Source organism: Pseudomonas sp. B21-010, from assembly GCF_024749325.1.
Lineage (GTDB): Bacteria > Pseudomonadota > Gammaproteobacteria > Pseudomonadales > Pseudomonadaceae > Aquipseudomonas > Aquipseudomonas kilonensis.
This window is the reverse complement of sequence record NZ_CP087198.1, coordinates 1-24625: the sequence shown is the minus strand read 5'-3', so window position 1 is coordinate 24625 and position 24625 is coordinate 1. Positions and strand designations below refer to the sequence as shown.

At 59.0% G+C, this 24625-nt stretch carries 22 protein-coding genes; 9 read left to right on the top strand and 13 right to left on the bottom strand.

Annotation, left to right across the window (positions count from 1 at the left end; genetic code table 11):
* Positions 1-9: 9 nt before the first annotated feature.
* On the top strand, positions 10-783 hold the full coding sequence (locus tag LOY50_RS00110) for a MetQ/NlpA family ABC transporter substrate-binding protein (protein ID WP_253470597.1): 774 nt from the start codon (positions 10-12) through the stop codon (positions 781-783).
* Between the two features lie 102 nt (positions 784-885).
* On the opposite strand, the gene LOY50_RS00105 is transcribed toward LOY50_RS00110, so the two are convergent.
* Positions 886-1245 carry a DUF6124 family protein gene (locus LOY50_RS00105; protein ID WP_079301413.1) on the bottom strand — a complete coding sequence of 120 codons (360 nt, stop codon included), beginning with the start codon at positions 1243-1245 and terminating at the stop codon, positions 886-888.
* Between the two features lie 702 nt (positions 1246-1947).
* On the opposite strand from LOY50_RS00105, the gene LOY50_RS00100 reads away from it, so the two are divergent.
* The 3 genes from LOY50_RS00100 (at position 1948) to LOY50_RS00090 (ending at position 4373) form a co-directional block, all read left to right on the top strand.
* A complete protein-coding gene (locus LOY50_RS00100) occupies positions 1948-2505 on the top strand; it encodes a hypothetical protein (protein ID WP_258690097.1) in 558 nt (185 codons plus the stop codon).
* Between the two features lie 127 nt (positions 2506-2632).
* Positions 2633-3007 carry a lysozyme inhibitor LprI family protein gene (locus LOY50_RS00095; RefSeq protein WP_033062452.1) on the top strand — a complete coding sequence of 125 codons (375 nt, stop codon included), beginning with the start codon at positions 2633-2635 and terminating at the stop codon, positions 3005-3007.
* A 241-nt stretch (positions 3008-3248) separates the two neighbouring features.
* On the top strand, positions 3249-4373 hold the full coding sequence (locus tag LOY50_RS00090; protein ID WP_258690096.1) for a diguanylate cyclase: 1125 nt from the start codon (positions 3249-3251) through the stop codon (positions 4371-4373).
* A gap of 108 nt (positions 4374-4481) precedes the next feature.
* Here the strand turns inward: LOY50_RS00090 and LOY50_RS00085 are convergent, their stop codons facing one another.
* The 6 genes from LOY50_RS00085 to LOY50_RS00060 all read right to left on the bottom strand — a co-directional run bounded on the left by LOY50_RS00085 (position 4482) and on the right by LOY50_RS00060 (position 9530).
* The gene (locus LOY50_RS00085) at positions 4482-4847 is read right to left on the bottom strand and encodes an NIPSNAP family protein (protein ID WP_014335799.1); all 366 of its coding nucleotides are present in this window, start codon (positions 4845-4847) and stop codon (positions 4482-4484) included.
* Positions 4848-5008: 161 nt separating this feature from the next.
* Entirely contained in the window at positions 5009-5797 is a 789-nt protein-coding gene (locus LOY50_RS00080) for an SDR family NAD(P)-dependent oxidoreductase (protein WP_214511140.1), read from the bottom strand.
* A gap of 161 nt (positions 5798-5958) precedes the next feature.
* Positions 5959-6312, bottom strand: a complete 354-nt coding sequence (locus LOY50_RS00075; protein WP_214511139.1) for a VOC family protein — start codon at positions 6310-6312, stop codon at positions 5959-5961.
* 54 nt (positions 6313-6366) lie between these two features.
* On the bottom strand, positions 6367-7413 hold the full coding sequence (locus LOY50_RS00070; RefSeq protein WP_258690095.1) for an FAD-binding oxidoreductase: 1047 nt from the start codon (positions 7411-7413) through the stop codon (positions 6367-6369).
* A gap of 628 nt (positions 7414-8041) precedes the next feature.
* The gene (locus tag LOY50_RS00065) at positions 8042-8929 is read right to left on the bottom strand and encodes a lysophospholipid acyltransferase (RefSeq protein ID WP_253470585.1); all 888 of its coding nucleotides are present in this window, start codon (positions 8927-8929) and stop codon (positions 8042-8044) included.
* A gap of 43 nt (positions 8930-8972) precedes the next feature.
* A complete protein-coding gene (locus tag LOY50_RS00060) occupies positions 8973-9530 on the bottom strand; it encodes a DNA-3-methyladenine glycosylase I (protein ID WP_258690094.1) in 558 nt (185 codons plus the stop codon).
* Positions 9531-9611: 81 nt separating this feature from the next.
* Here LOY50_RS00060 and glyQ point away from each other — a divergent pair, with 81 nt between their 5' ends.
* From glyQ to LOY50_RS00040, 4 genes are all read left to right on the top strand, one after another.
* The gene (gene glyQ / locus LOY50_RS00055) at positions 9612-10565 is read left to right on the top strand and encodes a glycine--tRNA ligase subunit alpha (RefSeq protein WP_003177094.1); all 954 of its coding nucleotides are present in this window, start codon (positions 9612-9614) and stop codon (positions 10563-10565) included.
* The gene (gene glyS, locus LOY50_RS00050) at positions 10562-12613 is read left to right on the top strand and encodes a glycine--tRNA ligase subunit beta (protein WP_258690093.1); all 2052 of its coding nucleotides are present in this window, start codon (positions 10562-10564) and stop codon (positions 12611-12613) included. The genes glyQ and glyS overlap by 4 nt, the downstream gene beginning before the upstream one ends.
* A 4-nt stretch (positions 12614-12617) precedes the next feature.
* Positions 12618-13157 (top strand): D-glycero-beta-D-manno-heptose 1,7-bisphosphate 7-phosphatase, encoded by a 540-nt coding sequence (gmhB, locus tag LOY50_RS00045; protein ID WP_214511226.1) that lies wholly within the window; start codon positions 12618-12620, stop codon positions 13155-13157.
* 80 nt (positions 13158-13237) lie between these two features.
* A complete protein-coding gene (locus LOY50_RS00040) occupies positions 13238-14017 on the top strand; it encodes a 1-acyl-sn-glycerol-3-phosphate acyltransferase (protein ID WP_214511134.1) in 780 nt (259 codons plus the stop codon).
* Positions 14018-14195: 178 nt separating this feature from the next.
* Here LOY50_RS00040 and LOY50_RS00035 read toward each other — a convergent pair whose 3' ends face one another.
* Complete coding sequence (locus LOY50_RS00035; RefSeq protein ID WP_258690092.1) at positions 14196-15713, bottom strand: PAS domain-containing sensor histidine kinase; 1518 nt, start codon at positions 15711-15713, stop codon at positions 14196-14198.
* A 223-nt stretch (positions 15714-15936) separates the two neighbouring features.
* Between LOY50_RS00035 and LOY50_RS00030 the strand changes: the two genes are divergently transcribed.
* Positions 15937-16671: a response regulator transcription factor gene (locus LOY50_RS00030; protein ID WP_253470579.1), complete on the top strand. Its 735-nt coding sequence runs from the start codon at positions 15937-15939 to the stop codon at positions 16669-16671.
* 52 nt (positions 16672-16723) lie between these two features.
* Here LOY50_RS00030 and gabP read toward each other — a convergent pair whose 3' ends face one another.
* The 5 genes from gabP to dnaA form a co-directional block, all read right to left on the bottom strand.
* Complete coding sequence (gabP, locus tag LOY50_RS00025) at positions 16724-18118, bottom strand: GABA permease (RefSeq protein WP_214511131.1); 1395 nt, start codon at positions 18116-18118, stop codon at positions 16724-16726.
* A gap of 302 nt (positions 18119-18420) precedes the next feature.
* Entirely contained in the window at positions 18421-20838 is a 2418-nt protein-coding gene (gene gyrB / locus LOY50_RS00020) for a DNA topoisomerase (ATP-hydrolyzing) subunit B (RefSeq protein WP_253470577.1), read from the bottom strand.
* 5 nt (positions 20839-20843) lie between these two features.
* Complete coding sequence (gene recF / locus LOY50_RS00015) at positions 20844-21947, bottom strand: DNA replication/repair protein RecF (protein ID WP_003196148.1); 1104 nt, start codon at positions 21945-21947, stop codon at positions 20844-20846.
* Between the two features lie 8 nt (positions 21948-21955).
* The gene (gene dnaN, locus LOY50_RS00010; RefSeq protein ID WP_003196145.1) at positions 21956-23059 is read right to left on the bottom strand and encodes a DNA polymerase III subunit beta; all 1104 of its coding nucleotides are present in this window, start codon (positions 23057-23059) and stop codon (positions 21956-21958) included.
* A gap of 39 nt (positions 23060-23098) precedes the next feature.
* Positions 23099-24625, bottom strand: a complete 1527-nt coding sequence (gene dnaA / locus LOY50_RS00005) for a chromosomal replication initiator protein DnaA (RefSeq protein WP_258690091.1) — start codon at positions 24623-24625, stop codon at positions 23099-23101.

The window sequence follows — 24625 nt, the reverse complement described above, 5'->3', positions numbered from 1 at the left end:
GTTAGCTGAATGAAGAAACTACTGGTTGCCTTCGCTGCCGCCGCAGCGTTTTCCGCCCACGCCGCCGACACCCTGACCGTCGCGGCCACCCCAGTCCCGCACGCGGAAATCCTCGAATTCGTCAAACCGGCATTGGCCAAAGAAGGCGTGGACCTCAAGGTCAAAGTCTTCACCGACTACATCCAGCCGAACGTACAAGTTGCGGAAAAGCGCCTGGACGCCAACTTCTTCCAACACCAGCCGTACCTGGATGAGTTCAACAAAGCCAAGGGCACGCACCTGGTGAGCGTGGCCGGTGTGCACCTGGAACCACTGGGCGCGTACTCCAGCAAGTACAAGGCACTGACAGAACTGCCGGGCGGCGCCAACGTGGTGATCCCGAACGACGCCACCAACGGCGGCCGTGCGCTGTTGCTGCTGGCGAAGGCTGGGGTGATCAAGCTGAAGGATTCGAACAACATCCTGTCGACGACCAAGGACATTGTTGAGAACCCGAAGGATCTGAAATTCCGTGAACTGGAAGCAGCGACCATTCCGCGGGTGCTGACCCAGGTGGACCTGGCGTTGATCAATACCAACTATGCGTTGGAAGCCAAGCTTGATCCTTCCAAGGATGCGCTGGTCATCGAAGGTAATGACTCTCCTTATGTGAACATCCTGGTGGCTCGTGAGGATGATAAGGACAGTGAGGCGATGAAGAAGCTGGTGGCGGCGTTGCATAGCCCGGAAGTGAAGGCTTTTATTCTTGAGAAGTACAAAGGCGCGGTTTTGCCGGCGTTTTGATCTGATCGGGTGGTGAAAAAAACGGGGCTGCGTGGGAATGCAGGCCCGTTTTTTTATGCTTGGAAATGTGCGGCGTCACGGAAAGGCCCGCAAGATCACGGGCTAACGCGGATCAACGTTATCCAACACCCGATTCGCCAGCAATGAGCTCAATTCAATCAACTGCTGGATGCCGAGGAGGATGTGACGGCGAGGACCTTCCAGGTCGAAGGCCAGGTTGCTGACCATCGCGTCGGCTGCCGCCAGGGTTTCGCTGAGGTTGGCGAGGAGGGATTCGTTGTCGGCGTTTTTTGCGACGGTGAAGAGCTGGCCCGGTTGGGACGTATCTTCGGACTTTTCCGGTTTTGGTAGCAGGTAGTAATCCAAGGCGCGATTGGTGGCTTCGTCGTGTTTCTTGGCTTTGGATTTGGTTCGCGGGGAAGCTTGGTCCGCCTCTGGCGGATTCGGTGTAGGTTTAATCATGTGCTTAAGTCCTATAGGTGAAGCCGCAACCCTCTAGCTACTAAACAAGGGGTGGCAGCTGTACGCAGGTTAGTAGACCGGGGACTTAGCAAGCCGGCGCGCCCGAGAGCGCCCTGCGCACAACCGCCATCAAATACAGGCATGGAGATACCTGACTGATAGAGCTTTGCACCTTACTAAATACCTCGGGCTACTAAACCCGACCACTGATGGGCAGTGGCAGGGAAACGATAGAACCCAGGGACAAGGCGCACAAGCGGGCGGATTCTGGCGTAGTTGTAGGTAATGGCGCAAGGATGTGTAGCTTGAGGGAAGGATCACGCCAGCGGAATAAACAGGGCTTATTTTGGCCCGTAAATTGGGGCTAGACGGGTTTGCGGTTAGGGTTTGAAGTGGATGATGCGGCTTAGTCTGTAGGCATTTTTCGGGGAGGGTGGGGGGCTGCTTTGCTGCCCAGCGGGAGCAAGCTCTCACGGAACAAATTGCAACCCTGTGGTTTTTAAGGCTGAAAATACATATCGATCGTTCCCACGCTCCTGCGTGGGAATGATGCATTCCCACGCAGAGCGTGGGAACGATCAAAAACGAATGTTTGGCCGGCTTGGGGATGCCTCGCTCGATACGTGATGGTTGCTGTCTTTCGATCCGAACAGGGGGGCGGAGGGCAGAATAAACTTGCCCCTTTTCTATCCGAATGCACTCATGAATTCATTACGCGAAGACAATCGAAAGCGCTTGATACGACTCATCGACCAGATCCCTGTTGATGAGAACCCCGAGGGTTGGACCCATGTTGCTTCGATAGCCGTCGGCGGGCTGCTATCGGTAGGGTTTTCGCAAAAAGGTCCCTACTTGCTGGTCGTCTCAAGCTCGGGTCGGAGTGTGGTGCACTGCGACACAGGCGAAAAAATTGAGCGCGACTATGAAGAATATGCGGGCTTGAGCCAGCTTGGGTTGCATTGCCAGGGCATTGGCGTGATCGCCGATGAAGTCATATCGCTGTGTGGCATACAGGGCGGTGGCTTGCCAACCGGCAACCTCGCCGGAGAAGGACTGGAGTTGGTTTCCCCGGATTGGCCTGAAAACAGCCTTATCCTGAGCAAACCCTTCAAAAATGCGCTGATTAAGGGTCACCAAGCAGATTGCACGGTGATCTACAGGGACCACGTGCGGGCGTTCGGATTCTCCTGGTGTGGGAACTACATCGTTGCGGCGTGCGGCAGCGACCTCGATCTTTGGTCGAGAAAGTCAAAGTTGTAACGAAAGGCAGTCGCCGGCAGCGCGGCGGTCGAGGGCGTTGCAGTTGTGCTTCATTGTTCTACAACCCCCATGATAAATTCCCAGCCGCGACCTCTAATCAATAGAGGGCATTCAGGGAGAGAAGTAAGTGATCAAGTCTTTGTTGGTTGGGGCATTGCTGGCAATGGCATCAGCATCGGCATCTGCGATGAGTTGCGATAACCCTAGAAACGCCTATGACAGAACCTATTGCGCGTCGCTGAAAATGGTTCAGTCGGATCAGGACATCAACGATCAATACAAGAAGACGATGAGTGCGCTGAACCCGGATCAAAAGAAAAAAGTGAAAGCCGCTCAAATCCAGTGGATCAAAAATCGTGACAGCGCCTGTTCCAACGATGGCCTGCTCTACCTGGACTGTGCCAACGAGAAGACCGAGGCGCGTATCGTCATACTCAAAGCTGTCGAGCGCGAGTGCCGTGCTGCCGGTTGCGATGACGCCAAGCTGTCGCAAGTCGAGTAACCCGTAACAACTTGCCCTCGCTGAAAAACCCGACGTAACGCGTCGGGTTTTTCTTTGGCGGGTTCACCCGCTACCGCAGCTCGACGCTTCGCAGCCCAGCGGGAGCAAGCTCCCTCGCCACGGGGGTTGTGTTCCTGCATAACGTTTGGGGATAAATCCCCTCGTCACAGTAATTCAGTTGTTTACGGTAATGGCAGGGTGCCACAATCGTTTTTTGTCGCGTCATAACCAGGTGATTCAAATGTATGGCCCAAGATTGCGCAATGGCCAGGATTTTGTAATAGCCGAGCAGGTGCGCACCGACCGATTGCAGCAGCTGTTTCGCCAATCCGTTTCTGCGGTTTTTGGTAGCTACCTTGCCGCCATCATGCTGAGTTGGCTGTGTTGGGATCGTTTTGAGCACGGCGCTATTTTTTGGTGGATGGCCATCCTGACCGCATCGACGCTGTTGCGTATCGCGATGTTCGTTGCCTATTTCCGCAGCGACGAAAGTCAGCGCACGCCTCAACGGTGGGAGCGCAAATACTGGGTCACCCTGGTGCTATCCGCCAGCATCTGGGGCGGCGGCGCGTTCGTTCTCATGCCAGCGGACGATCTGTTGTCGCAGGCGTTGGTCATGCTCTTTACGGTCGGCATGTCGGTCAGCGCGGTGTCCTGCTACTCGGCCTATCGCGATATGACACTGGTCTCCATTGGCGTGGTGCTGTTGCCGTGCACGATCTGGCTGCTGTTTCAACCGTCCCCGACTCAAGTCGGCATGGCCCTTTCGATTCTGGTGTTCGCGGCATTTGCGGCCCGCGCCACGAACAAAATGTCCCAGGCACTGGAAATCGCCTTTCGACTCACCCGTGAAATGGAACAGGCGAACAGCATTTCAACCCGCGCCGCTCAAACCGATGAACTGACCGGCCTGAAGAGTCGACGGGCGTTTTTCGAGCATGCCCAGCAGCTTTACAACGAATGTAAGGCCAACCGGTTGGGGTTGTGCGCGGTCATGTTGGACATGGATCACTTCAAGCACATCAACGACACCTACGGCCATCAGGTCGGCGATCAGGTTTTGCGCCAGATGGGGGCGGTCATCAGTTCGTCGTTTCGGGCAACGGATATCCACGGTCGGCTCGGTGGCGAAGAGTTCGCCATTTTGCTTCCGGACACGTCCATTGAGGTCGCCACCCAGATTGCAGAACAACTCATCGATACGATTGCGGGTTTGATGATCGAGCCTGTTCACTGCATAACCGCCAGCCTTGGCGTGGCATCGACGGAGGCCTGTAACAAGGATCTTCACAGCTTGATGAACGATGCGGATAAAGCCCTGTATCGGGCGAAGGCGTTGGGGCGTAATCGAGTGGCTGTTGCTTAGTCGGGTTGGCTTTGCCCAGAGCGAAACCAAAAAACCGCCAATTTGGCGGTCTTTAGTACTTTTCCCTGATCCCGAGTTTGCTACAAGGCCTGCCTTTGTCGATCTCAGCTACGCGGATCGAACTTCGGCTCTAGATAGATCTACGCAAGCTCTGATGGCATCAATTGCGTCTTGAGCGAGCGCCAGAACTGTCGTTGTACTGATTTCAATCCGATTGATAATGTCTTCTCTCGGGCCCTGTTTCCAGGCAGCGCTTGCGTAAAAAGCCTCTTGAGATACTTGGCGATGGCTCTCGCTTTCATAGGAGCGAATCAGGTGATAGCTGTCACTATCGTGTAATGAGCAGCCATACGAAACAACGTCTATGCCCGCTTCCAGGTGAAGCGGAACACTTACATTCTGCATTATTTGATGAAAGTCCAATCCCGATCCTGGCTTTAAGGTGTACATCAGGATTTCAATAATTCGAGTCATTCCAAGTCTTCCATGTGGAGTTCCAACGTGAGTAAGCCATAGCCTGAAGACGCATGCGATTTGTGGCGAGGGAGCTTGCTCCCGCTCGGCGGCGCAGCCGTCGTCAATCGGCCGGCGCGGTTTTCCCGGAAGCAGGCTCCCACTTGTAGCAATGCACTCCGCTAAATGATGCTATCCACCACCCCACCATCAACCCGCAGCGCCGCGCCAGTGGTGGCCGAGGCCTGTTCCGAGCTGGCGTAGATGATCATGTTGGCGACTTCCTCGACGCGTGCCGCGCGCTGGATGATCGAGGTGCTGCGGTGCTGATTGACGAAGTCTGCCGCGACCTTTTCCAGGCTGTCCCCGGTACGCTCGACGTCTGCCTGGAGCATCTGGGCAACGCCCTCGGAAAGTGTCGGCCCAGGCAGCACCGAGTTTACCGTCACGCCGGTGCCGGCGAGGCGCTTGGCCAGGCCGCGAGCAATTGAGAGTTGGGCGGTTTTGGTGAAGCCGTAGTGGATCATGTCAGCGGGAATGTTTACGCCGGATTCCGACGAGACAAACACGATCCGCCCCCAACCGCGCTCGACCATCCCGGGCGCGTAGGCCCTGGAAACACGCACGCCGGACATCACGTTGGTTTCGAAGAAGCGCTGCCATTCGCTGTCCGGCGTCTCGAAAAAGTCTTCCAGTTTGAAAATGCCCAGGTTGTTGATGACGATGTCGAAGCGTGGGTATTTGGCGATCAGTGCCTGGCAGCCCGGCGCGTTGCTCAGATCGCCAACGAAGCCATCAGCCCTTGAAGCGAGGGCGCCCAAGCGCTGCAACGCGTCCTCCACGCTGCTCCCGCTGCGACCGTTGATAACCACGTGGGCGCCGGCTTCCAGGAAGCCTTTGGCTGTCGCGAAACCGATACCGCTGGTGGATCCAGTGACCAACACGTGACGGCCGGTGAAGTCGATGTTCATGAGGGGACTCCTTGATTAATGAACCAGAGGAAGTGCGATATTGCTGACTGGACGGTAGTCCGACGGATTTAGATGGCTTTGCATCCCAACGTCGCCGATATCGCAGGCCCTTAATCATGGACACGATTGAGGCTTTGCGCCTCCTCGTGATCAATCAACCATCAGGAAGCCGACCACACCGCCAGTTCATAGCCATCCGGATCGATAAAATGGAAACGTCGGCCCCCCGGGAACGCGAACACTTCACGGCTGATGGTCGCTCCTGTGGCCTTGAGCCTGAGTTGGGTAGCCTCAAGGTCATCCGCGTACAAGATGATCAACGGGCCGCCCGGGCGCACCGGTTCACCGGTCGTGAAGCCACCGGTCAGGCGACCGTCGCTGAATTCGGTATAAGTCGGGCCGTACTCGACGAAATTCCAGCCGAATACGCTTGCATAGAAGGCTTTGCTGCGGGCGATGTCGCTGACATTGAACTCGATGTTATCGATCTGACGGTCTTTACCTTGAATACCCATTGACGCTTCCTTGGCTGATTTGGGAGTAAGCGAGCTTAGGCCATTCAACCCTCACTAAGCTTGGAAAAAACGATTTGGGCGGCAGGGGTTGAGGGCAGGGCAAGCCTTGTCGCCGACGATCTCTTCACTGGCCAGACGACCCACGATCGCGGCCAGGGTTACGCCGGGGTGCATGACGCACACGTATACGCCGCCAACCTGCGGAAGATAACCAATGATGGGGACGTCATCGGCAGGCATGGGTCTGTATCCGACACGAGCCGATTGCAGATCCAGGGAGACAACGCCGTGGAGTTCGCTTTTGATGGCGTTGGCGGTGCGCAGCGCGATCCCCGATGGTTGGTTCTCCAGGGCGTCGTCCAGGTAATCTTCGGCCGCCAGCAACGCACCCTCCGGGGTTTGCCTCACTTCCATTTCAGGGCTGGAGATGAGGGTGCGTACCAGGTTGGGTGGCGAGGTGTAGCGGATGAAAATTGCCGGGGAGGCGTCTATGGGCAGGCAAACTTCAAGCAGGTCGGTCAGCTTCGTGATGCCTGTACCGGCTGCCAATACGACGATATCGGCTTCGATGACGCCCGCGGCGGTTTCGACGCCCCGCACGCTGGAACCCTGGGTTTTAAAGCCGAGAACCGGCGTTTGAGTGAGCACTTTCGCGCCATTCGCTTGAGCACCGGCGATCAACGCATGGGTTGCCGCTACCGCGTCCAGTGCTCCTTGATCTACCGCATACGAAGCCTGTTGAGGAGGGTTCTTGAGGTTTGGCTCAAGTTCACGGATCTGTGATTGGGATATTCGGTTTGCCGTAGCTGTTGAACTCGCGCCGTAAGAGAGGGCGCCAGTCCATTGGATCTTCAGGCCGGGCAGCTGTGTTTCGAGTCGGCGGTATTCCTGGATGGCAGCACCGCGCAATGGCGCAATGGAGTCGGGTTCGTCATGGGAGGTGTTGATCCAGGCGAATGAGCTGCCGGTCACGCCTGACGCGATGCCTTCGGCCTCGACTACCGTGACTTTCGCGCCTTGGGTCGCCAGATGGTAGGCCAGGGATGCGCCTACGATGCCCGCACCAATGACGATGACGCGTTTGCCTGGAGCGCTATCCATTCGGCCTCCGTTGGGTTTGCCTGGGGGAATACGTTAGCTCGATTGGGGCTGCTGCGCAGCCCAGCGGGAGCAAGCTCCCTCGCCACTGGAGGGTCGGGTCAGTTAGTTAGGCTGCGGCTGTCAGGGCGCCATCGCGAGCAAGCTCGCTCCCACAGGGATTGGGGGATGGATGCGATGGCTGTGAACAGACCCGGAAAAACTGTGGGAGCTGAGCTTGCTCGCGATAGCGGTGGGCCTGCTTGCATCGATGTTGGATGTGCCGCCGCCATCGCGAGCAAGCTCGCTCCCACAGGGATTGGGGGATGGATGCGATGGCTGTGAACAGACCCGGAAAAACTGTGGGAGCTGAGCTTGCTCGCGATAGCAGTGGATCTGCTTGCATCGATGTTGAATGTGCCGCCGCTATCGCGAGCAAGCTCGCTCCCACAGGGATTTGTGGTGGATGCAAGGTCTGTGAACAACCCGAAAAAACTGTGGGAGCGAGCTTGCTCGCGATAGCGGTGGGTCTGCTTGCATCGATGTCGAGTGTGCCGCCTTCATCGCGAGCAAGCTCGCTCCCACAGGGGTTCTTGGGTGTTCACAGATCCTGCATTCACCAACAATCCCACTCATAGGAGGCAAAAGGCCTTCAGTACCACCGCGCCTCGCCCGGCGGGCGTTTCTTGAAGCGTTTCATGCTCCACATGTATTGGCTCGGGTAGGCCCGCACGTAGCGTTCCACCACTTGGCTCATGGCGGCGCACGAAGTTTCGGTGTCGGTGCTGTACATCGCGTCCGGGGCGGCTTCGAGGATGACTTTGTAGCCGGAGCCATCCGGTAGGCGCAGGGCGTGAAGGAAGACGCCGACCGCTTTGCCGCCGGCGAGCATGTTCGGCACGAACTTGCTGGTCAGGGCCTGGGTGGCGAAGAAGGGCACGAAGATACCGGCGGATTCGGCCGGTTCCGGGTCGGCGGGGATGCCCACCTGGCCGCCCTTGCGTACTTCCTTGATGACACTGAGGATGCCTTCCTTGGTCGATGCGGCGACTTTGTTGCCCAGTTGCACGCGCTGTTTGCGCAGCAATTCATCCACCGCCTTTAGCTTGGGCGGACGGTAGAAAATGATCGGTTTGCACTGGCTGCAATAGAAGTGGTTGAGCACTTCCCAGTTGCCCAGGTGGCTGGTGATGCCGACCACGCCTTTGCCGGAGGCCAGCGCTTGCTTCAGCACCTCCAGGCCTTCGACTTCACGTACCAAATCGATGGAACGCTGGGCCGGCCAGATCCAGGCGCAGGCGCTTTCGGTCAGGGATTTGCCGATGTCCTTGAGGCTCTGGCCCACCAGGCGTTCGCGCTCGGCCGGGTCCATCTCGGGAAAACATTTGGCGAGGTTTATCCGCACCACGTCGCGGGAGCGGTTGGGCAGCTTCCACATGAACCAGCCAATGGCCGAGCCCACCGCTTGCACCGCCCGCCAGGGCAGCAACGCAAACAACCGCAGAGCGCCGACCAGCAAGGCGCCTTTCAACTTATCCACAGGTCACTCCTGAATGTATGGGCCGTGTTGCGAGCCGGCTATTCTAACCGCCGTTTATCAACTCGGCGTAGCGGTCGCAATCCTGGGTGTGGTCCATGACCATGCCCGAGGCTTGCATCAAGGCATAGCAAATGGTCGGCCCGACGAAGGTGAACCCGGCTTTTTTCAAGCCTTTGCTCATCGCCAGCGCCTCGGGCGTGATGGCCGGCACTTCGGTGCGGTCCTTGAAATGATTGATGATGGGTTTGTCGCCCACGAACGACCAGAGAAATGCCACCGGGTCTTCCAACGCCAGCCAGGCCTGGGCATTGCGGCGGGCGGCCTTGAGCTTGAGGCGGTTGCGAATGATGCCGGGGTCGAGCATCAGTTCATCGATTTCGGCGTCGCTCATCTGCGCCACCCGCTGCACATCGAAGCCGTACAGCACCTCCCGGTAGCGCTCGCGTTTGCGCAAAACGGTGATCCAGGACAACCCGGCCTGGAACCCTTCGAGCAAAAGCAACTCGAACAAACCCTGCGCATCGCGCAGCGGCGTGCCCCACTCCTGATCGTGATAAGCCATGTACAACGGATCGTCAGAACACCAAAAGCAGCGTGGCATAAGGCTCCAGGGGGCGTGCGCACGAACGAATCGGGTATACTCCCGCTCTTTAAATCGCAGCCCAAGAAACAGGTGAATTTCGTGAGCCAGCCTACGCCAGCCGTGCGTACCTTCCAAGACTTGATCCTCGCCCTCCAGCAATACTGGGCCGAGCAAGGTTGCGTGGTACTTCAGCCCTACGATATGGAAGTAGGCGCCGGCACTTTCCACACTGCCACGTTTCTGCGTGCCATCGGCCCGGAAACCTGGAACGCCGCTTATGTGCAGCCCAGCCGCCGCCCGACTGACGGCCGCTACGGCGAAAACCCGAACCGTCTGCAGCACTACTACCAGTTCCAGGTCGTGCTGAAGCCGAACCCGGAAAACTTCCAGGAGCTGTACCTGGGCTCGCTCAAGCACGTGGGCCTCGACCCGCTGGTGCACGACATTCGTTTCGTCGAAGACAACTGGGAATCGCCAACCCTGGGCGCCTGGGGCCTGGGCTGGGAAGTCTGGCTCAACGGCATGGAAGTGACCCAGTTCACCTACTTCCAGCAGGCGGGCGGCATCGAGTGCTACCCAGTCACCGGCGAAATCACCTACGGCCTCGAACGCCTGGCCATGTACCTGCAGGGTGTGGACTCGGTCTACGACCTGGTGTGGGCCGACGGTCCGTTCGGCAAGGTGACCTACGGCGACGTGTTCCACCAGAACGAAGTGGAACAGTCGACCTACAACTTCGAACACGCCAACGTCGAGAAGCTGTTCGAGCTGTTCGATTTCTACGAAAGCGAAGCCAAGCGCCTGATCGAGCTGGACCAGCCGCTGCCGTTGCCGAGCTATGAAATGGTGTTGAAGGCGTCCCATACCTTCAACCTGCTGGATGCACGCCGGGCGATTTCCGTGACCGCGCGCCAGCAATACATCCTGCGTGTGCGCACCCTGGCGCGTTCCGTTGCGCAAGCCTACCTGCTGGCCCGTGCCAAGCTGGGCTTCCCGATGGCGACCCCGGACCTGCGTGATGAAGTGTTGGCTAAGCTGGAGGCTGCACAATGAGTGCTCAAGATTTTCTGGTTGAACTGGGCACCGAAGAACTGCCACCCAAAGCCCTGAACACCCTGGCCGATGCGTTCCTGGCCGGTATCGACAAAGGCCTGCAAGCCGCCGGCCTGGGCTACGAAGCCAAACAGGTGTACGCCGCACCGCGCCGCCTGGCCGTGCTGATCACCGCCCTGGCGACCCAGCAGCCAGACCGCAGCATCAACCTCGACGGCCCGCCACGCCAGGCCGCGTTCGATGCCGACGGCAACCCGACCCAAGCCGCCCTGGGCTTCGCCAAGAAGTGCGGCGTGGACCTGAGCGAAATCGACCAGAGCGGCCCGAAGCTGCGCTACAGCCAGAGCATCAAGGGCAAGCCGACCGCCAGCCTGTTGCCGACCATCGTCGAAGACTCCCTCAATGACTTGCCGATCCCCAAGCGCATGCGCTGGGCCGCGCGCAAGGAAGAGTTCGTGCGTCCAACCCAATGGCTGGTGATGTTGCTCGGTGACCAGGTCATCGATTGCACGATCCTGGCCCAGAAGGCCGGTCGCGACTCCCGCGGTCACCGCTTCCATCATCCGCAGAGCGTGCGCATCACCTCGCCGGCCAACTACCTGGCCGACCTGCGTGCCGCCTACGTGCTGGCCGACGCCAACGAGCGCCGCGAACTGATCAGCAAGCGCACCGAAGAGCTGGCCACCCTGCAGGAAGGCACCGCCATCGTGCCGGCCAGCCTGCTGGACGAAGTGACCGCGTTGGTGGAATGGCCGGTGCCGCTGGTGTGCTCGTTCGAGGAACGTTTCCTTGAAGTGCCGCAGGAAGCGCTGATCACCACCATGCAGGACAACCAGAAGTACTTCTGCCTGCTGGACGCCGAAGGCAAGTTGCTGCCGCGCTTCATCACGGTCGCCAACATCGAAAGCAAGGACCCGCAGCAGATCATCGCCGGTAACGAAAAAGTCGTTCGCCCGCGCCTGACCGATGCCGAATTCTTCTTCAAGCAAGACAAGAAGCAGTCGCTGGAAAGCTTCAACGAGCGCCTGCGCAACGTGGTGTTCCAGGAAAAACTCGGCAGCGTCTACGACAAGGCCGAGCGCGTGTCGAAACTGGCGGCGTTCATCGCCCCACGCATCGGCGGCGACGCCCAGCGCGCGGCCCGTGCTGGCATCCTGTCCAAGTGCGACCTGTCCACCGAGATGGTCGGTGAGTTCCCGGAGATGCAAGGCGTCGCCGGTTACTACTACGCCCTCAACGATGGCGAGCCGCAAGACGTGGCCCTGGCACTGAACGAGCAGTACATGCCGCGCGGTGCTGGTGCTGAGCTGCCGACCACCCTGACCGGTGCGGCCGTGGCGATCGCTGACAAGCTCGACACCCTGGTCGGCATCTTCGGTATCGGCATGCTGCCTACCGGCAGCAAAGACCCTTATGCCTTGCGTCGTGCGGCGCTGGGCGTGTTGCGGATCCTGATCGACAAGCAGCTGGACCTGGACCTGAACGACGCCGTGGCATTCGCCGTCAATGCGTTCGGCAGCAAGGTCAAGGCTGCCGGCCTGGCCGATGCCGTGCTGGAATTCATCTTCGACCGCCTGCGTGCGCGTTATGAAGACGAAGGTGTCGAAGTCGCGACCTACCTGTCGGTGCGTGCCCTGAAACCAGGTTCGGCCCTGGACTTCGACCAGCGTGTACAAGCGGTGCAAGCGTTCCGTAAATTGCCGGAAGCGGCAGCGCTGGCGTCGGTGAACAAGCGTGTGTCGAACCTGCTGAGCAAGGCCGAGCCTTCCGTCAAAGCCGTTGAAGCACGTTACTTTGATAATGCCGCCGAGTTTTCGCTCAACTCGGCGATTCAACAGGCGTATGCGTCGGTGCAACCGCTCATGGAAAAACGCGATTATGCCGAGGCACTGGCGCGCCTGGCGGCATTGCGCGAGCCGGTCGATGCGTTCTTTGAAGCCGTGATGGTGAATGCGGACAACGAAGACGTTCGCAAGAATCGTTATGCATTGCTGGCACGCCTGCGCAGCCTGTTCCTCAATATTGCCGATATTTCCGTGCTGGGTTGAGGAGCTGCTGTTGAAACTGCTGATTCTCGATCGGGACGGGGTGATCAATCACGACTCCGACGCTTACATCAAATCGGTGGAGGAGTGGTTGCCGCTACCCGGTTCAATCGAAGCCATCGCGCAGTTGAGCAAGGCCGGCTGGACGGTGGCGGTTGCCACCAACCAGTCGGGCATTGCCCGCGGTTATTATGACCTCGCCATGCTCGAAGCCATGCACGAGCACCTGCGTGCATTGGTGGCGGAGCAGGGCGGGGAAGTCGGGCTGATCGTCTATTGCCCGCACGGGCCGGACGAAGGTTGCGATTGCCGCAAGCCCAAGCCGGGCATGTTGAAAACCATTGCCGCGCATTACGGCGTGGCGCTGGCGGGTGTGTGGTTCGTCGGCGACAGCCTCGGTGACCTGGAGGCGGCCAAAGCCGTCGATTGTCAGCCAGTTTTGGTAAAGACCGGGAAAGGCGAGAAGACTCTGGGCAAGACCCTACCGGTGGGCACCTTGATTTTTGACGACTTGGCGGCGATTGCCGCTGAACTTATCCACAATTAGAGCTCCCAAGACAACCTGATCAAGGATTGTTCGGGAAGCGCTTGAACAGGCGGGCATTGCCCGCAACGGTAAATGCCGCTATGTCTATATTGCAGGCCATCAGCGCCTTTCTCTTTTACCTGCTGTTGGGCACCAGTTCCTTGCTGTGGTGTTCCTTGAGTTTTTTTATCGCGCCTTTCTTGCCGTTCAAGGCGCGCTACCGTTTCATCAACGTGTACTGGTGCCGCTGCGCCCTGTGGTTGAGCAAGGTGTTCCTGGGCATCAGCTATGAAATCAAAGGCGCCGAGAATGTGCCTGACCGGCCCTGTGTGATCCAGTCCAACCACCAGAGCACCTGGGAGACGTTCTTTCTCTCGGCCTATTTCGAACCGTTGAGCCAAGTGCTCAAGCGTGAACTGTTGTTCGTGCCGTTCTTCGGCTGGGCCATGGCGATGCTGCGCCCGATCGCTATCGATCGCGACAACCCCAAGGCAGCCCTCAAGCAGGTCGCGAAGAAGGGCGACGAACTGCTCAAGGATAACGTTTGGGTGCTGATCTTCCCCGAGGGCACCCGTGTTCCTTATGGAACCGTCGGCAAATTCTCCCGCAGCGGTTCGGCATTGGCCGTGAACGCCGATCTACCCGTGCTGCCGATTGCACACAATGCCGGCAAATTCTGGCCCAAGGCTGGCTGGATCAGGAAACCAGGCGTCATCACTGTGGTGATCGGCGCGCCGATGTATGCCGAAGGCACTGGGCCGCGCGCCATCGCCGAGCTCAATGACCGAGTCCAAGCCTGGAATGAACAGACACAACGGGAAATGGGCTCGCTGCCTCCGACCCCGACAACACCGGCCACCACCGACCAGCTCGCTGTTTGAGATCTGTGGATAACCTGTGTACCGTTTTTTCGAAATCCGTTGTTTTTATGCTGTAGGTCTATGTTTTTAATACATATTTCCTAAACACATAAAACCCGCGGTTAGGTGCATAAGTTTTTTATAGCACCAAAAAATCGCGGCCTTCGGCAGCTCCTACAGCCGAAAGCCGCGATCTTTTTCAATCTTCCAATAACGGGAAACGCAGGCTGAACGTCGTGCCTTTACCCACCACGCTACGGCACTCGATTTTCCCCTCGTGATGGTCAACCACGGCCTTGACCATCGACAGCCCCAAGCCAATTCCATCGACCCCGTGAGCCGAGGAAAACCGTCGGTACTGACTGAACAGGTCGGGTAGTTCTTCGGCGCTGATGCCTTTGCCCTGGTCGGCGACATTGCAGATCAACCAGCCCGGGGTGCAATGAACCTGCAGCGAAATGCAGGCGTCGGGCGCACTGTACTTGATGGCGTTTTCCAGCAGATTGAACAGGGCACGGGTCAGCAACGGTTGATCCGCCCTCACCATCGCCTCTTCATCCTCTATTTCATGAATCAACTGGATGCGTTTTGCCTGGGCGATGGGCAGCGCCTGGTCGAGCACATCCAGCACCAGCATGGCGAACAGCGTCGGCTGGAATTGATACGCCTCGGATTCGGCCTTGGCCAATTGCACGAAGCCCTCGGTCAGGTCCAGGGCGCGACGTACCTGGCGCTCGATCTGGTCGAACAGCGGATTATCCCCACCGACCTGATGCCGCTGCACATCGAGCAATGCAAGGATCGCCGAGTGCGGGGCGCGCAAGTCGTGGGAGAGAAAACGCAGCATGACGCTGCGCTGTTCTTCAGCCTCACGTTCGGCACTCAGGTCCGTGAGGCTCAACAACCAGCCAATCGGCGCATCGCCATCAACCGGCAATAACGCCGCCCGTTCCAGGCGCAAGCTGCGCTCGCGAATGTCGCGAAACTCCACCAAGGGCAATGTGGATAACCGATGATGCGCCCCATGCTCCAACCCTGGATAACCCAATTGCCCGAGATGCTCCAGCACGTCGCCGCCCGCCAGGCCATGGCCGAACAACTCGCGCGCCTTGCGATTGCCAAGCAACAGCTTGCCTTGAGGATCACTGATCATGGTCGCCACCGGCAGGTATTCCAGGCCGTCGGCAATGAAGCGCCGGGTGTCGCGGGTTCGACTCATGGCTTGTTCCAGGGCCATGATCTGCCCCTGCAAGCGGTCGCTGCCGGTGTAGGAGGCGCGGCGACGCTCCGGGAAAACCTTGGGCTCCGCGTCCAGGCGTGCCAGCTCCCAGCCGAAATAGGCCAGCACCACACTCAGGCGCCGCCAATTCCAGATCAGGTAGCCGAACAGCATGCCCAGCACACTTGCCATGGGCGACCACCACCAGCCTCGCGCGCCCAGCACTGCACTGATCAACAGGGCCAGGCTCATGCCGCCCACTGTTGTCCACAAGGCCAGGCGCGGGCGCAACAGCAGCAAGCCCAATACACAGGCCACCAGACACACCGACAACAACACAGCGCCTGGATGGTTACCCGTCGATTGGCTGCTCAATGACAGCAAGGCCGTCAGCGGCAACAGCAACAAACTTATCCACAACCACTCCCGCACCAACTGACGAAACAACTGCTGGACCTGGGTTGGCTCACGACTTTCACGGCGACGCTGGTTACTCATAGGCCTCCTGGCCAACCTCAAGGACTGGGGATTTCTTTACGGGCCTGCAAAGCCCGTGACTATAACGGGACTCGATGGGTGACGCGCTGCTGCCTTTCCCTCTGTGCCGCGAGCCGGTATTGTCGCAGCCAGCGACAGGTCAATGACAACGAATCAGCCACCGGCTGCGTTTCATTGCCACCTGAAGATGTCCGTTACTCTCGAGATCAAGGAATCGCATTCCATGCGTGTCGCCATACTGGACGATGAACCGGCCGAGCTACGCCGGGTAGAACAGACCCTGCAACAAATCCCCGGCAGGGGCGAGCAAGCCTGGACCCTGCACAGCTTTGAGCGAGGCGAGGACTTGTTGCGGCAACTGCGCCGGGAAACCTTCGACCTGTTGATCCTCGACTGGCAACTGCCGGACATCAGCGGGCTTTCATTGCTGCGCTGGACCCGCGAGCACATGGATTCGCCACCGGCCGCCATCATGCTGACCAGCCGCGACGGCGAACACGACATCGTCCAGGCCCTCAACGCCGGTGCTGACGACTATGTGAGCAAACCTTTCCGACCCAACGAGCTCAAGGCCCGGGTCACCGCTGTGCTGCGCCGTCACAACCTGCAACGCGCGCCCGCCAGCGACGTGCTGGTGTTCAACGACCTGGCGTTCGACGACGCCGAGCTGACCATTACCCGCGCCGGCATACCCATCAGCCTGACCGAGCGGGAATACCGCCTGGCCCGGTGCCTGTTCGCCAACCTGGGCCGGCCGCTGTCTCGGGAGTATTTCTATGAACGCTTCTGGACCCACGAGGAAATGACCTCGTCCCGCCCGCTCGACACCCACATCTATCGCCTGCGCAACAAGCTCGGCCTGACGGCAGACCGGGGTTGGCAATTGCTGACGATTTATGGGTATGGGTATCGGTTGGAGAGTGTGACGGCGGGGAGCGAAGCGTCTGTCGCGAGTTAGTTATTTGATTACATCCGTGGCGAGGGGATAAATCCCCTCGCCACAATGGATATCAACCGATCGTCTGCACCAGGCTTCCTGCCTTTGCGATCCGGCGGCGCTGTATCAGCAAACCGGACACCACCACCAAAACACTCAGCAGCCCCGTCGCCAGGATCTCCACACGATGGGCTTCCTGGAACAGCATGATGGTCAAGGCCCCGACGATGAAGACAATCACCGCGTAGGTCAGGCCGGGGAACAGCCACATGCTGAAGGCGACTTTTTCACCACGCGCCATGCGTTGTTTGCGCATGCGCAGCTGCGAAATCGCGATGACCAGGTACACCAGCAACGCAATGGCGCCGGAGCTGGCCAGGAGGAAATCAAACACAGCAGCCGGCGCCACGTAGTTGGCGAATACCGCCAGGAAGGCCGCCCCGGTCGACAGCATCACCGCCCAGTAAGGTGTACCGCTCTTGTTGGTGCGCTGGGAAACGGCCGGCGCATCACCACGCTTGCCCAACGAGAACATCATCCGCGAAGCCGTATACAGCGCCGAGTTCAGGCAGCTCGTAACTGCCACCAGAACGACGATATCGACGATCAGTTTGGCATTGGGGATGCCCATGCGCTCCAACACCGTCTGGTAGGAACCGACGCTGGCCAGGAGCGGATCGTTCCACGGCACCAGGGCGACAACGATGAAGATAGAGACAAGATAGAACAAGCCAATCCGCCAGATAACCGAGTTGGTCGCCTTGGAAATCTGCTGGCCAGGGTTCTTCGATTCGGCCGCCGCGATGGTCACGATCTCGGTGCCCATGAACGAAAACATGGTGGTCAGGATTGCCCCCAACACCGCGCCCATACCGTTGGGCAGGAAGCCCTGGGTGTCGAACAGGTGCGAAACACCGCTGACCTGGCTGGTGGGCAGCACGCCGAAGATCGCCATCACACCAAGACCGATGAAGCCGATGATCGCCACTACCTTGACCAAGGCGAACCAGAATTCGAACTCCCCGTAATTCTTCACGCTGAACAGGTTGGTGACCGTCAGCAGCAGGGTGATGACCAAGGTGAAGGCCCAGATCGCCACGTTCGGAAACCAGGCATGCAGGATCGTCGCGGCGGCGTTGGCCTCCAGCGGAATAACCAGCACCCAGAACCACCAGTAGAGCCAGCCGATGGTGAAACCGGCCCAATGACCAATCGCACGGTCAGCATAGGTGGAGAAGGAACCGGTGTCGGGCGAGGCCACCGCCATTTCGCCCAGCATCCGCATCACCAGCACCACCAGGGCACCCGCGGCAGCGTAAGCCAGCAGCACGGCTGGACCGGCCGCCGCGATGGCGTGGCCGGAGCCAACGAAAAGGCCAGCGCCGATGACGCCGGCGATGGATAGCATCGTCACATGCCGGGGTTTGAGCCCTTGCTCCAGATGATTGGAAGTTTGCGTACCGCTCATTGAGACTACCCTTGGTGTTGGATTTATTCGTGTCACCTCGTACCCACCGCTCCCCTGTCAATTTAAAGAAACGATGTGTAATTTATTCAACACGCAAGTTCTGCGCCAGAAAATCTGAGGCCCCGTTATCCGGGGCTCTCACTCAATTCCTAACCTATTGAGCATGAAGGCTTTGTGCCAAGGTGTTACCGAGTTACCCCGTTTTTTATCCACAGGTCTGAAAAGGGTGCACGTTTTTCAAACGTAAAAAAAAGCCAACGCATAAGCGTTGGCTTTTTTTTGGAGCGGTGCTGCTGAAGGGATCAGAAATCCAGGTTGGATACCGCCAGCGCATTGCTCTCGATGAAGTCACGACGAGGCTCGACCGCATCACCCATCAGGGTGTTGAAGATCTGGTCCGCGCCAATGGCGTCTTCGATGGTGACTTTCAGCATCCGGCGCGAGCCTGGGTCCATGGTGGTTTCCCACAGCTGATCCGGGTTCATCTCACCCAGACCTTTGTATCGCTGGATGGTGTGGCGCTTGGTGCTTTCGGCCATCAGCCATTCAAGGGCTTCCTTGAACTCGGTCACGGCTTTCTTGCGCTCACCCCGTTGGATGTACGCACCGTCGTCCAGCAGCGTGCTCAGTTGCGCGCCGAGGGATACGACGGTCTTGTAGTCGTTGCTGCCGAAGAAGTCGCGGTTGAAGGTGACGTAGTTCGACAGGCCGTGGGAGATCAGCTCGACCTCCGGCAGCCAGACGTTACGTTCACGGTCTTCACGCAGGCTGGCTTTGTAGACCAGGCCGGATTTTTCCACGGTGCGCAGGCGTACTTCGTACTGGGCCAGCCAATCCTGCATCGCTGCGTGATCGGACAGTTGCTCCAGGCTTACGGCGGGCAGGTAGATGAAGTGCTCGGTCAGTTCCTGTGGGTACAGGCGCGACAGACGCTTGAGGGTCTTCATCACCAGGCGGAAGTCATTCACCAGGCGCTCGAGGGCTTCACCGGAAATGCCTGGGGCATCTTCGTTCAGGTGCAGGCTCGCGTCTTCCAGGGCCGACTGCGTCATGTACTCTTCCATGGCGTCGTCGTCTTTGATGTATTGCTCTTGCTTGCCTTTCTTGACCTTGTACAGCGGCGGCTGGGCGATGTAGATGTAGCCGCGCTCGATCAGCTCCGGCAACTGACGGAAGAAGAACGTCAGCAGCAGGGTACGGATGTGCGAACCGTCGACGTCAGCATCGGTCATGATGATGATGTTGTGATAGCGCAGCTTGTCGATGTTGTACTCTTCGCGGCCAATGCCGCAGCCCAACGCCGTGATCAAGGTGCCGACTTCCTGGGAGGAAATCATCTTGTCGAAGCGCGCCTTCTCGACGTTGAGAATCTTGCCCTTGAGCGGCAGGATGGCCTGGGTACGGCGGTTGCGGCCCTGCTTGGCGGAACCGCCAGCAGAGTCACCTTCCACCAGGTACAGCTCGGACAGGGCAGGGTCCTTTTCCTGGCAGTCAGCCAGTTTGCCCGGCAGGCCGGCGATGTCCAGCGCGCCTTTGCGGCGGGTCATCTCACGGGCCTTGCGCGCCGCTTCACGGGCACGAGCGGCGTCGATCATCTTGCCGACCACCAGCTTGGCTTCGTTCGGGTTTTCCAGCAGGAAGTCGGAGAAGTACTTGCCCATCTCCTGTTCGACCGCGGTCTTCACTTCGGAAGACACCAACTTGTCCTTGGTCTGGGAGCTGAACTTCGGATCCGGCACTTTCACCGAGATGATCGCGGTCAGGCCTTCACGGGCATCGTCACCGGTGGTGGCGACTTTGTGCTTCTTCGCCAGGCCTTCCTGTTCGATGTAGGTGTTCAGGTTGCGGGTCAGCGCCGAACGGAAGCCCACCAGGTGAGTACCGCCGTCGCGCTGCGGGATGTTGTTGGTGAAGCACAACAGGTTCTCGTTGAAGCTGTCGTTCCACTGCAGGGCGATTTCCACGCCGATGCCGTCTTCACGCTGGACGTTGAAGTGGAACACCTGGTTGACCGGGGTCTTGTTGGTGTTCAGGTACTCAACGAACGCACGCAGGCCACCTTCGTACTTGAACAGCTCTTCCTTGCCACTGCGCTCGTCCTTGAGGACGATGCCGACACCGGAGTTGAGGAAGGACAGTTCACGAATCCGCTTGGCCAGGATGTCCCAGCTGAAGTGGATGTTCTTGAAGGTTTCGCTCGAGGCCTTGAAGTGAATCTGGGTGCCGGTGCTTTCGCTGTCGCCAACGATCGCCATGGGTGCCTGGGGCACGCCGTGGATGTAGGTCTGCTCCCAGATCTTGCCGCTGCGGCGAACGGTCAGGACCAGCTCTTCCGACAGTGCGTTCACTACCGAAACACCTACGCCGTGCAGGCCGCCAGAGACCTTGTAGGAGTTGTCGTCGAACTTACCGCCTGCGTGGAGGACGGTCATGATGACCTCGGCGGCGGAAACGCCTTCCTCTTTATGCACGTCTACCGGGATGCCACGGCCGTTGTCGCGAACGGTGATGGACTCATCCGGGTGGATGATGATGCTGATGTCGTCGCAATGGCCGGCGAGGGCTTCGTCGATGGAGTTGTCGACCACCTCGAACACCATGTGGTGCAGGCCGCTACCATCGTCGGTGTCACCAATGTACATACCGGGACGTTTGCGTACGGCATCCAGGCCTTTCAGCACTTTAATGCTCGTTGAGTCGTACGTATTTTCTTCGCTCAATGCCTTCACTCCCGATGGTCGTGGGTCTGGGTGATACGGCCCTGTTCCACGTGGAACAGAGCGACTGGCGTTTCCGTCTGCCAGCCTTCCCTCAATAATTCGTGATCTACACAGGTGATGAAAACCTGGCAGCGTAAGTCTTCCAGCAAGCGGCATAGTGCGCGGCGGTGGGCTTCGTCCAGCTCGGACGGCAAGTCATCCACCAGATAAATACACTGACCGCGGCGGGCCTGGCTGACCAGATGCCCCTGGGCTATGCGCAAGGCACACACCACCAACTTCTGCTGCCCCCGGGACAAGATGTCCGCGGCGTTATGTGCGCCCAATCTGAGACGCAAGTCAGCACGTTGTGGTCCGGCCTGGGTATGGCCCATCTGCTGGTCGCGCTGCAGCGAGCCAGCCAACACGGTGCTCAGTTCCCGGTCCTTGTCCCAGCCTCGGTAATAGCTGAGCGTCAGGCCCTCAAGCTCAACCAGTTCGCTCAAGGTCTGCTCGAAGACCGGTTTCAAGGCTTTGATGTAAGCGCGGCGGTATTCATCGATTTCAGCGCTGGCCTGGCACAGTTCCCTGTCCCAAACCGCTTGCGAAACGGCGTCAAGTGTACCATGTCGCAGCCAAGAGTTTCGCTGGCGCAGCGCCTTCTGCAGGCGTTGCCAAGTGGTCATGAAGCGCGGTTCCACGTGGAACACGCCCCAGTCGAGAAATTGCCGGCGAATCTTCGGTGCGCCCTCCAGCAGACGGAAGCTGTCCGGGTTGATCAACTGCAATGGCAGGATCTCTGCCAGCTGAGCAGCGCTGCGAGCGTTCTGCCCATCGATGCGGATCTGGAACTCGCCTTGCCTGTCCCGCGATATCCCCAGGGCGCTATGGCCACCTTCAGCCAGTTCCACCTGCCCGAACACCGTGCATGCCAGTTGATCGTACTGGATGACCGGTAACAGGCGGGTGCTGCGAAACGAACGGGCAAGCCCTAGCAGGTGCACGGCTTCCAGGACGCTGGTTTTGCCGCTGCCGTTGGCGCCGTAAAGGATATTGATGCGGGGGGAAGGGGAGAAGGTCACCGGGTGCAGATTGCGCACCGCGGTGACCGAGACGCGACTTAAGGACATCTAGCTGGTTACAGACGCATCGGCATGACAACGTAAGCCGAATCGTCGTTATCGGACTCCTGCACCAGCGCACTGCTGTTGGAGTCGGACAGGATCAGACGCACTTGCTCGGTGGTCATCACGCCCAGCACGTCGAGCAGGTAGCTGACGTTGAAGCCGATTTCCAGGGAGCCGCCGTTGTACTCAACGCCTACTTCTTCTTCCGCTTCTTCCTGCTCCGGGTTGTTCGCCTGGATCTTCAGCTGACCATTGGCCAGTTGCAGGCGGATGCCACGGTACTTCTCGTTGGACAGGATCGCGGTACGGCTGAAAGCTTCGCGCAGCGCCTGGCGATCGCCCAGGACCAGCTTGTCGCCACCTTTTGGTAGCACGCGCTCGTAGTCAGGGAACTTGCCGTCCACCAGCTTCGACGTGAAGGTGAACTCGCCAGTGGTGGCGCGGATGTGGTGCTGGCCCAGCACGATGCTGACGTTGCCGTCCGGCTCGGTCAGCAGGCGGGCCAACTCCAGGATACCTTTGCGCGGCACGATCACCTGGTGGCGATCCGGCTGACCGATATCGGCCTGCATCGAGCACATGGCCAGGCGGTGGCCGTCGGTGGCGACGGCGCGGATGACGCCGGCCGACACTTCCAGGAGCATGCCGTTGAGGTAATAACGCACGTCCTGCTGGGCCATGGCGAAACTGGTGCGTTCGATCAGGCGACGCAATTTGCTCTGGTCCAGGCTGCAGGTCAGCGAACCCGGGCCTTCTTCAACGGTCGGGAAATCGTTGGCTGGCAGCGTGGACAAGGTGAAGCGGCTGCGGCCGGCCTTGACCACGAGCTTCTGCTCATCGACCTTGATGTCGATCAGCGCGTCGTTGGGCAGGCTCTTGCAGATGTCCATCAGCTTGCGCGCCGGCACGGTGATGGAACCCGGATCGGCCGGTTCTTCAAGTTGCACACGACCGACCAGCTCGACTTCCAGGTCGGTACCGGTCAGCGACAATTGCTGGCCTTCGACAACCAGCAGCACGTTGGAAAGTACCGGCAAGGTCTGGCGGCGTTCGACGACGCCTGCGACCAGTTGCAGGGGTTTCAACAGGGCTTCGCGTTGAATGGTGAAATGCATGGTCTAGTCCCTTGCCTTAATAAGCTGCGCTGGTGGTCATCAAGTGGTCAGTGTACGCAGCAGGTTCTTGTAGTCCTCGCGGATGTCCGCGTCGGATTCCTTAAGTTCGTTGATCTTGCGGCAGGCGTGCAGCACGGTGGTGTGGTCGCGTCCGCCAAACACATCGCCGATTTCCGGCAGGCTGTGGTTGGTCAGTTCCTTGGACAAGGCCATGGCCACCTGACGCGGACGTGCTACCGAACGCGAACGGCGTTTGGACAGCAGGTCGGAAATCTTGATTTTGTAGTATTCCGCAACGGTTCGCTGAATGTTATCCACAGAAACCAGTTTGTCCTGAAGCGCCAACAGGTCCTTCAAGGATTCGCGAATCAACTCGATGGTGATGTCGCGGCCCATGAAGTGCGAGTGAGCGATCACCCGCTTGAGGGCACCTTCGAGCTCACGCACGTTGGAGCGGATACGCTGGGCGATGAAGAACGCGGCATCGTGAGGCAGCTCGACCTTGGCCTGGTCGGCTTTCTTCATCAGGATCGCGACCCGGGTTTCCAGCTCGGGCGGCTCGACGGCCACCGTCAGGCCCCAGCCGAAACGCGACTTGAGGCGCTCTTCAAGGCCTTCGATTTCTTTCGGGTAGCGGTCACTGGTGAGAATGACCTGCTGCCCGCCTTCAAGCAATGCGTTGAAGGTGTGGAAAAACTCTTCCTGGGAACGTTCCTTGCGGGCGAAGAACTGAATATCGTCGATCAGCAAAGCGTCCACCGAACGGTAGAAACGCTTGAACTCGTTGATCGCGTTCAGTTGCAGCGCCTTGACCATGTCGGCCACGAAACGCTCGGAATGCAGGTACACGACCTTGGCATTCGGGTTCTTCTTTAATAGGTGGTTGCCCACCGCATGCATCAAGTGGGTCTTACCCAAGCCTACGCCGCCATAAAGGAACAGCGGGTTATAGCCATGCTTGGGGTTGTCCGCGACCTGCCAGGCCGCAGCGCGAGCCAGTTGGTTGGATTTACCTTCGACGAAATTCTCGAAGGTAAAGGTCCGGTTCAGGTAGCTGGTGTGCTTGAGCGCACCTTCGACCTGGACGGTGCGCTGTTCGGCACGCACCGGAGCCTGCTGGGAGCTGGCACCGGCCATCGGGTCGAAGCTGTCCCGGGAGGGCTCTTCGCTGACCTCGGCGACCTTTTGTGCGTTGCGTTTGCTCGGGGCAGGCGCGGGTGCCGGGGCAACATGGTTGTTAACCGGTGCCGTTGCAGCCTGCTGGGCCTGTGACGCTGCGGCGGCCAGCGGCGCGTTGGGTGCGGCGCGCGGTGCCGAGCTGCGCTTGCTGCCTATTAATAAGGACAACGCAGGCGCCATGCCATTGCCATGCTCGTCGAGCAGTTCCATGACCCGGCCCAGGTACTTTTCGTTGACCCAGTCGAGAACGAAACGGTTCGGTGCATAGACACGCAACTCGTCGCCTTCGGCTTCGACCTGTAGTGGACGGATCCAAGTGTTGAATTGTTGGGCAGGCAGCTCATCGCGCAAAAGCTCCACGCACTGCTGCCAAAGTTCCACTGACAC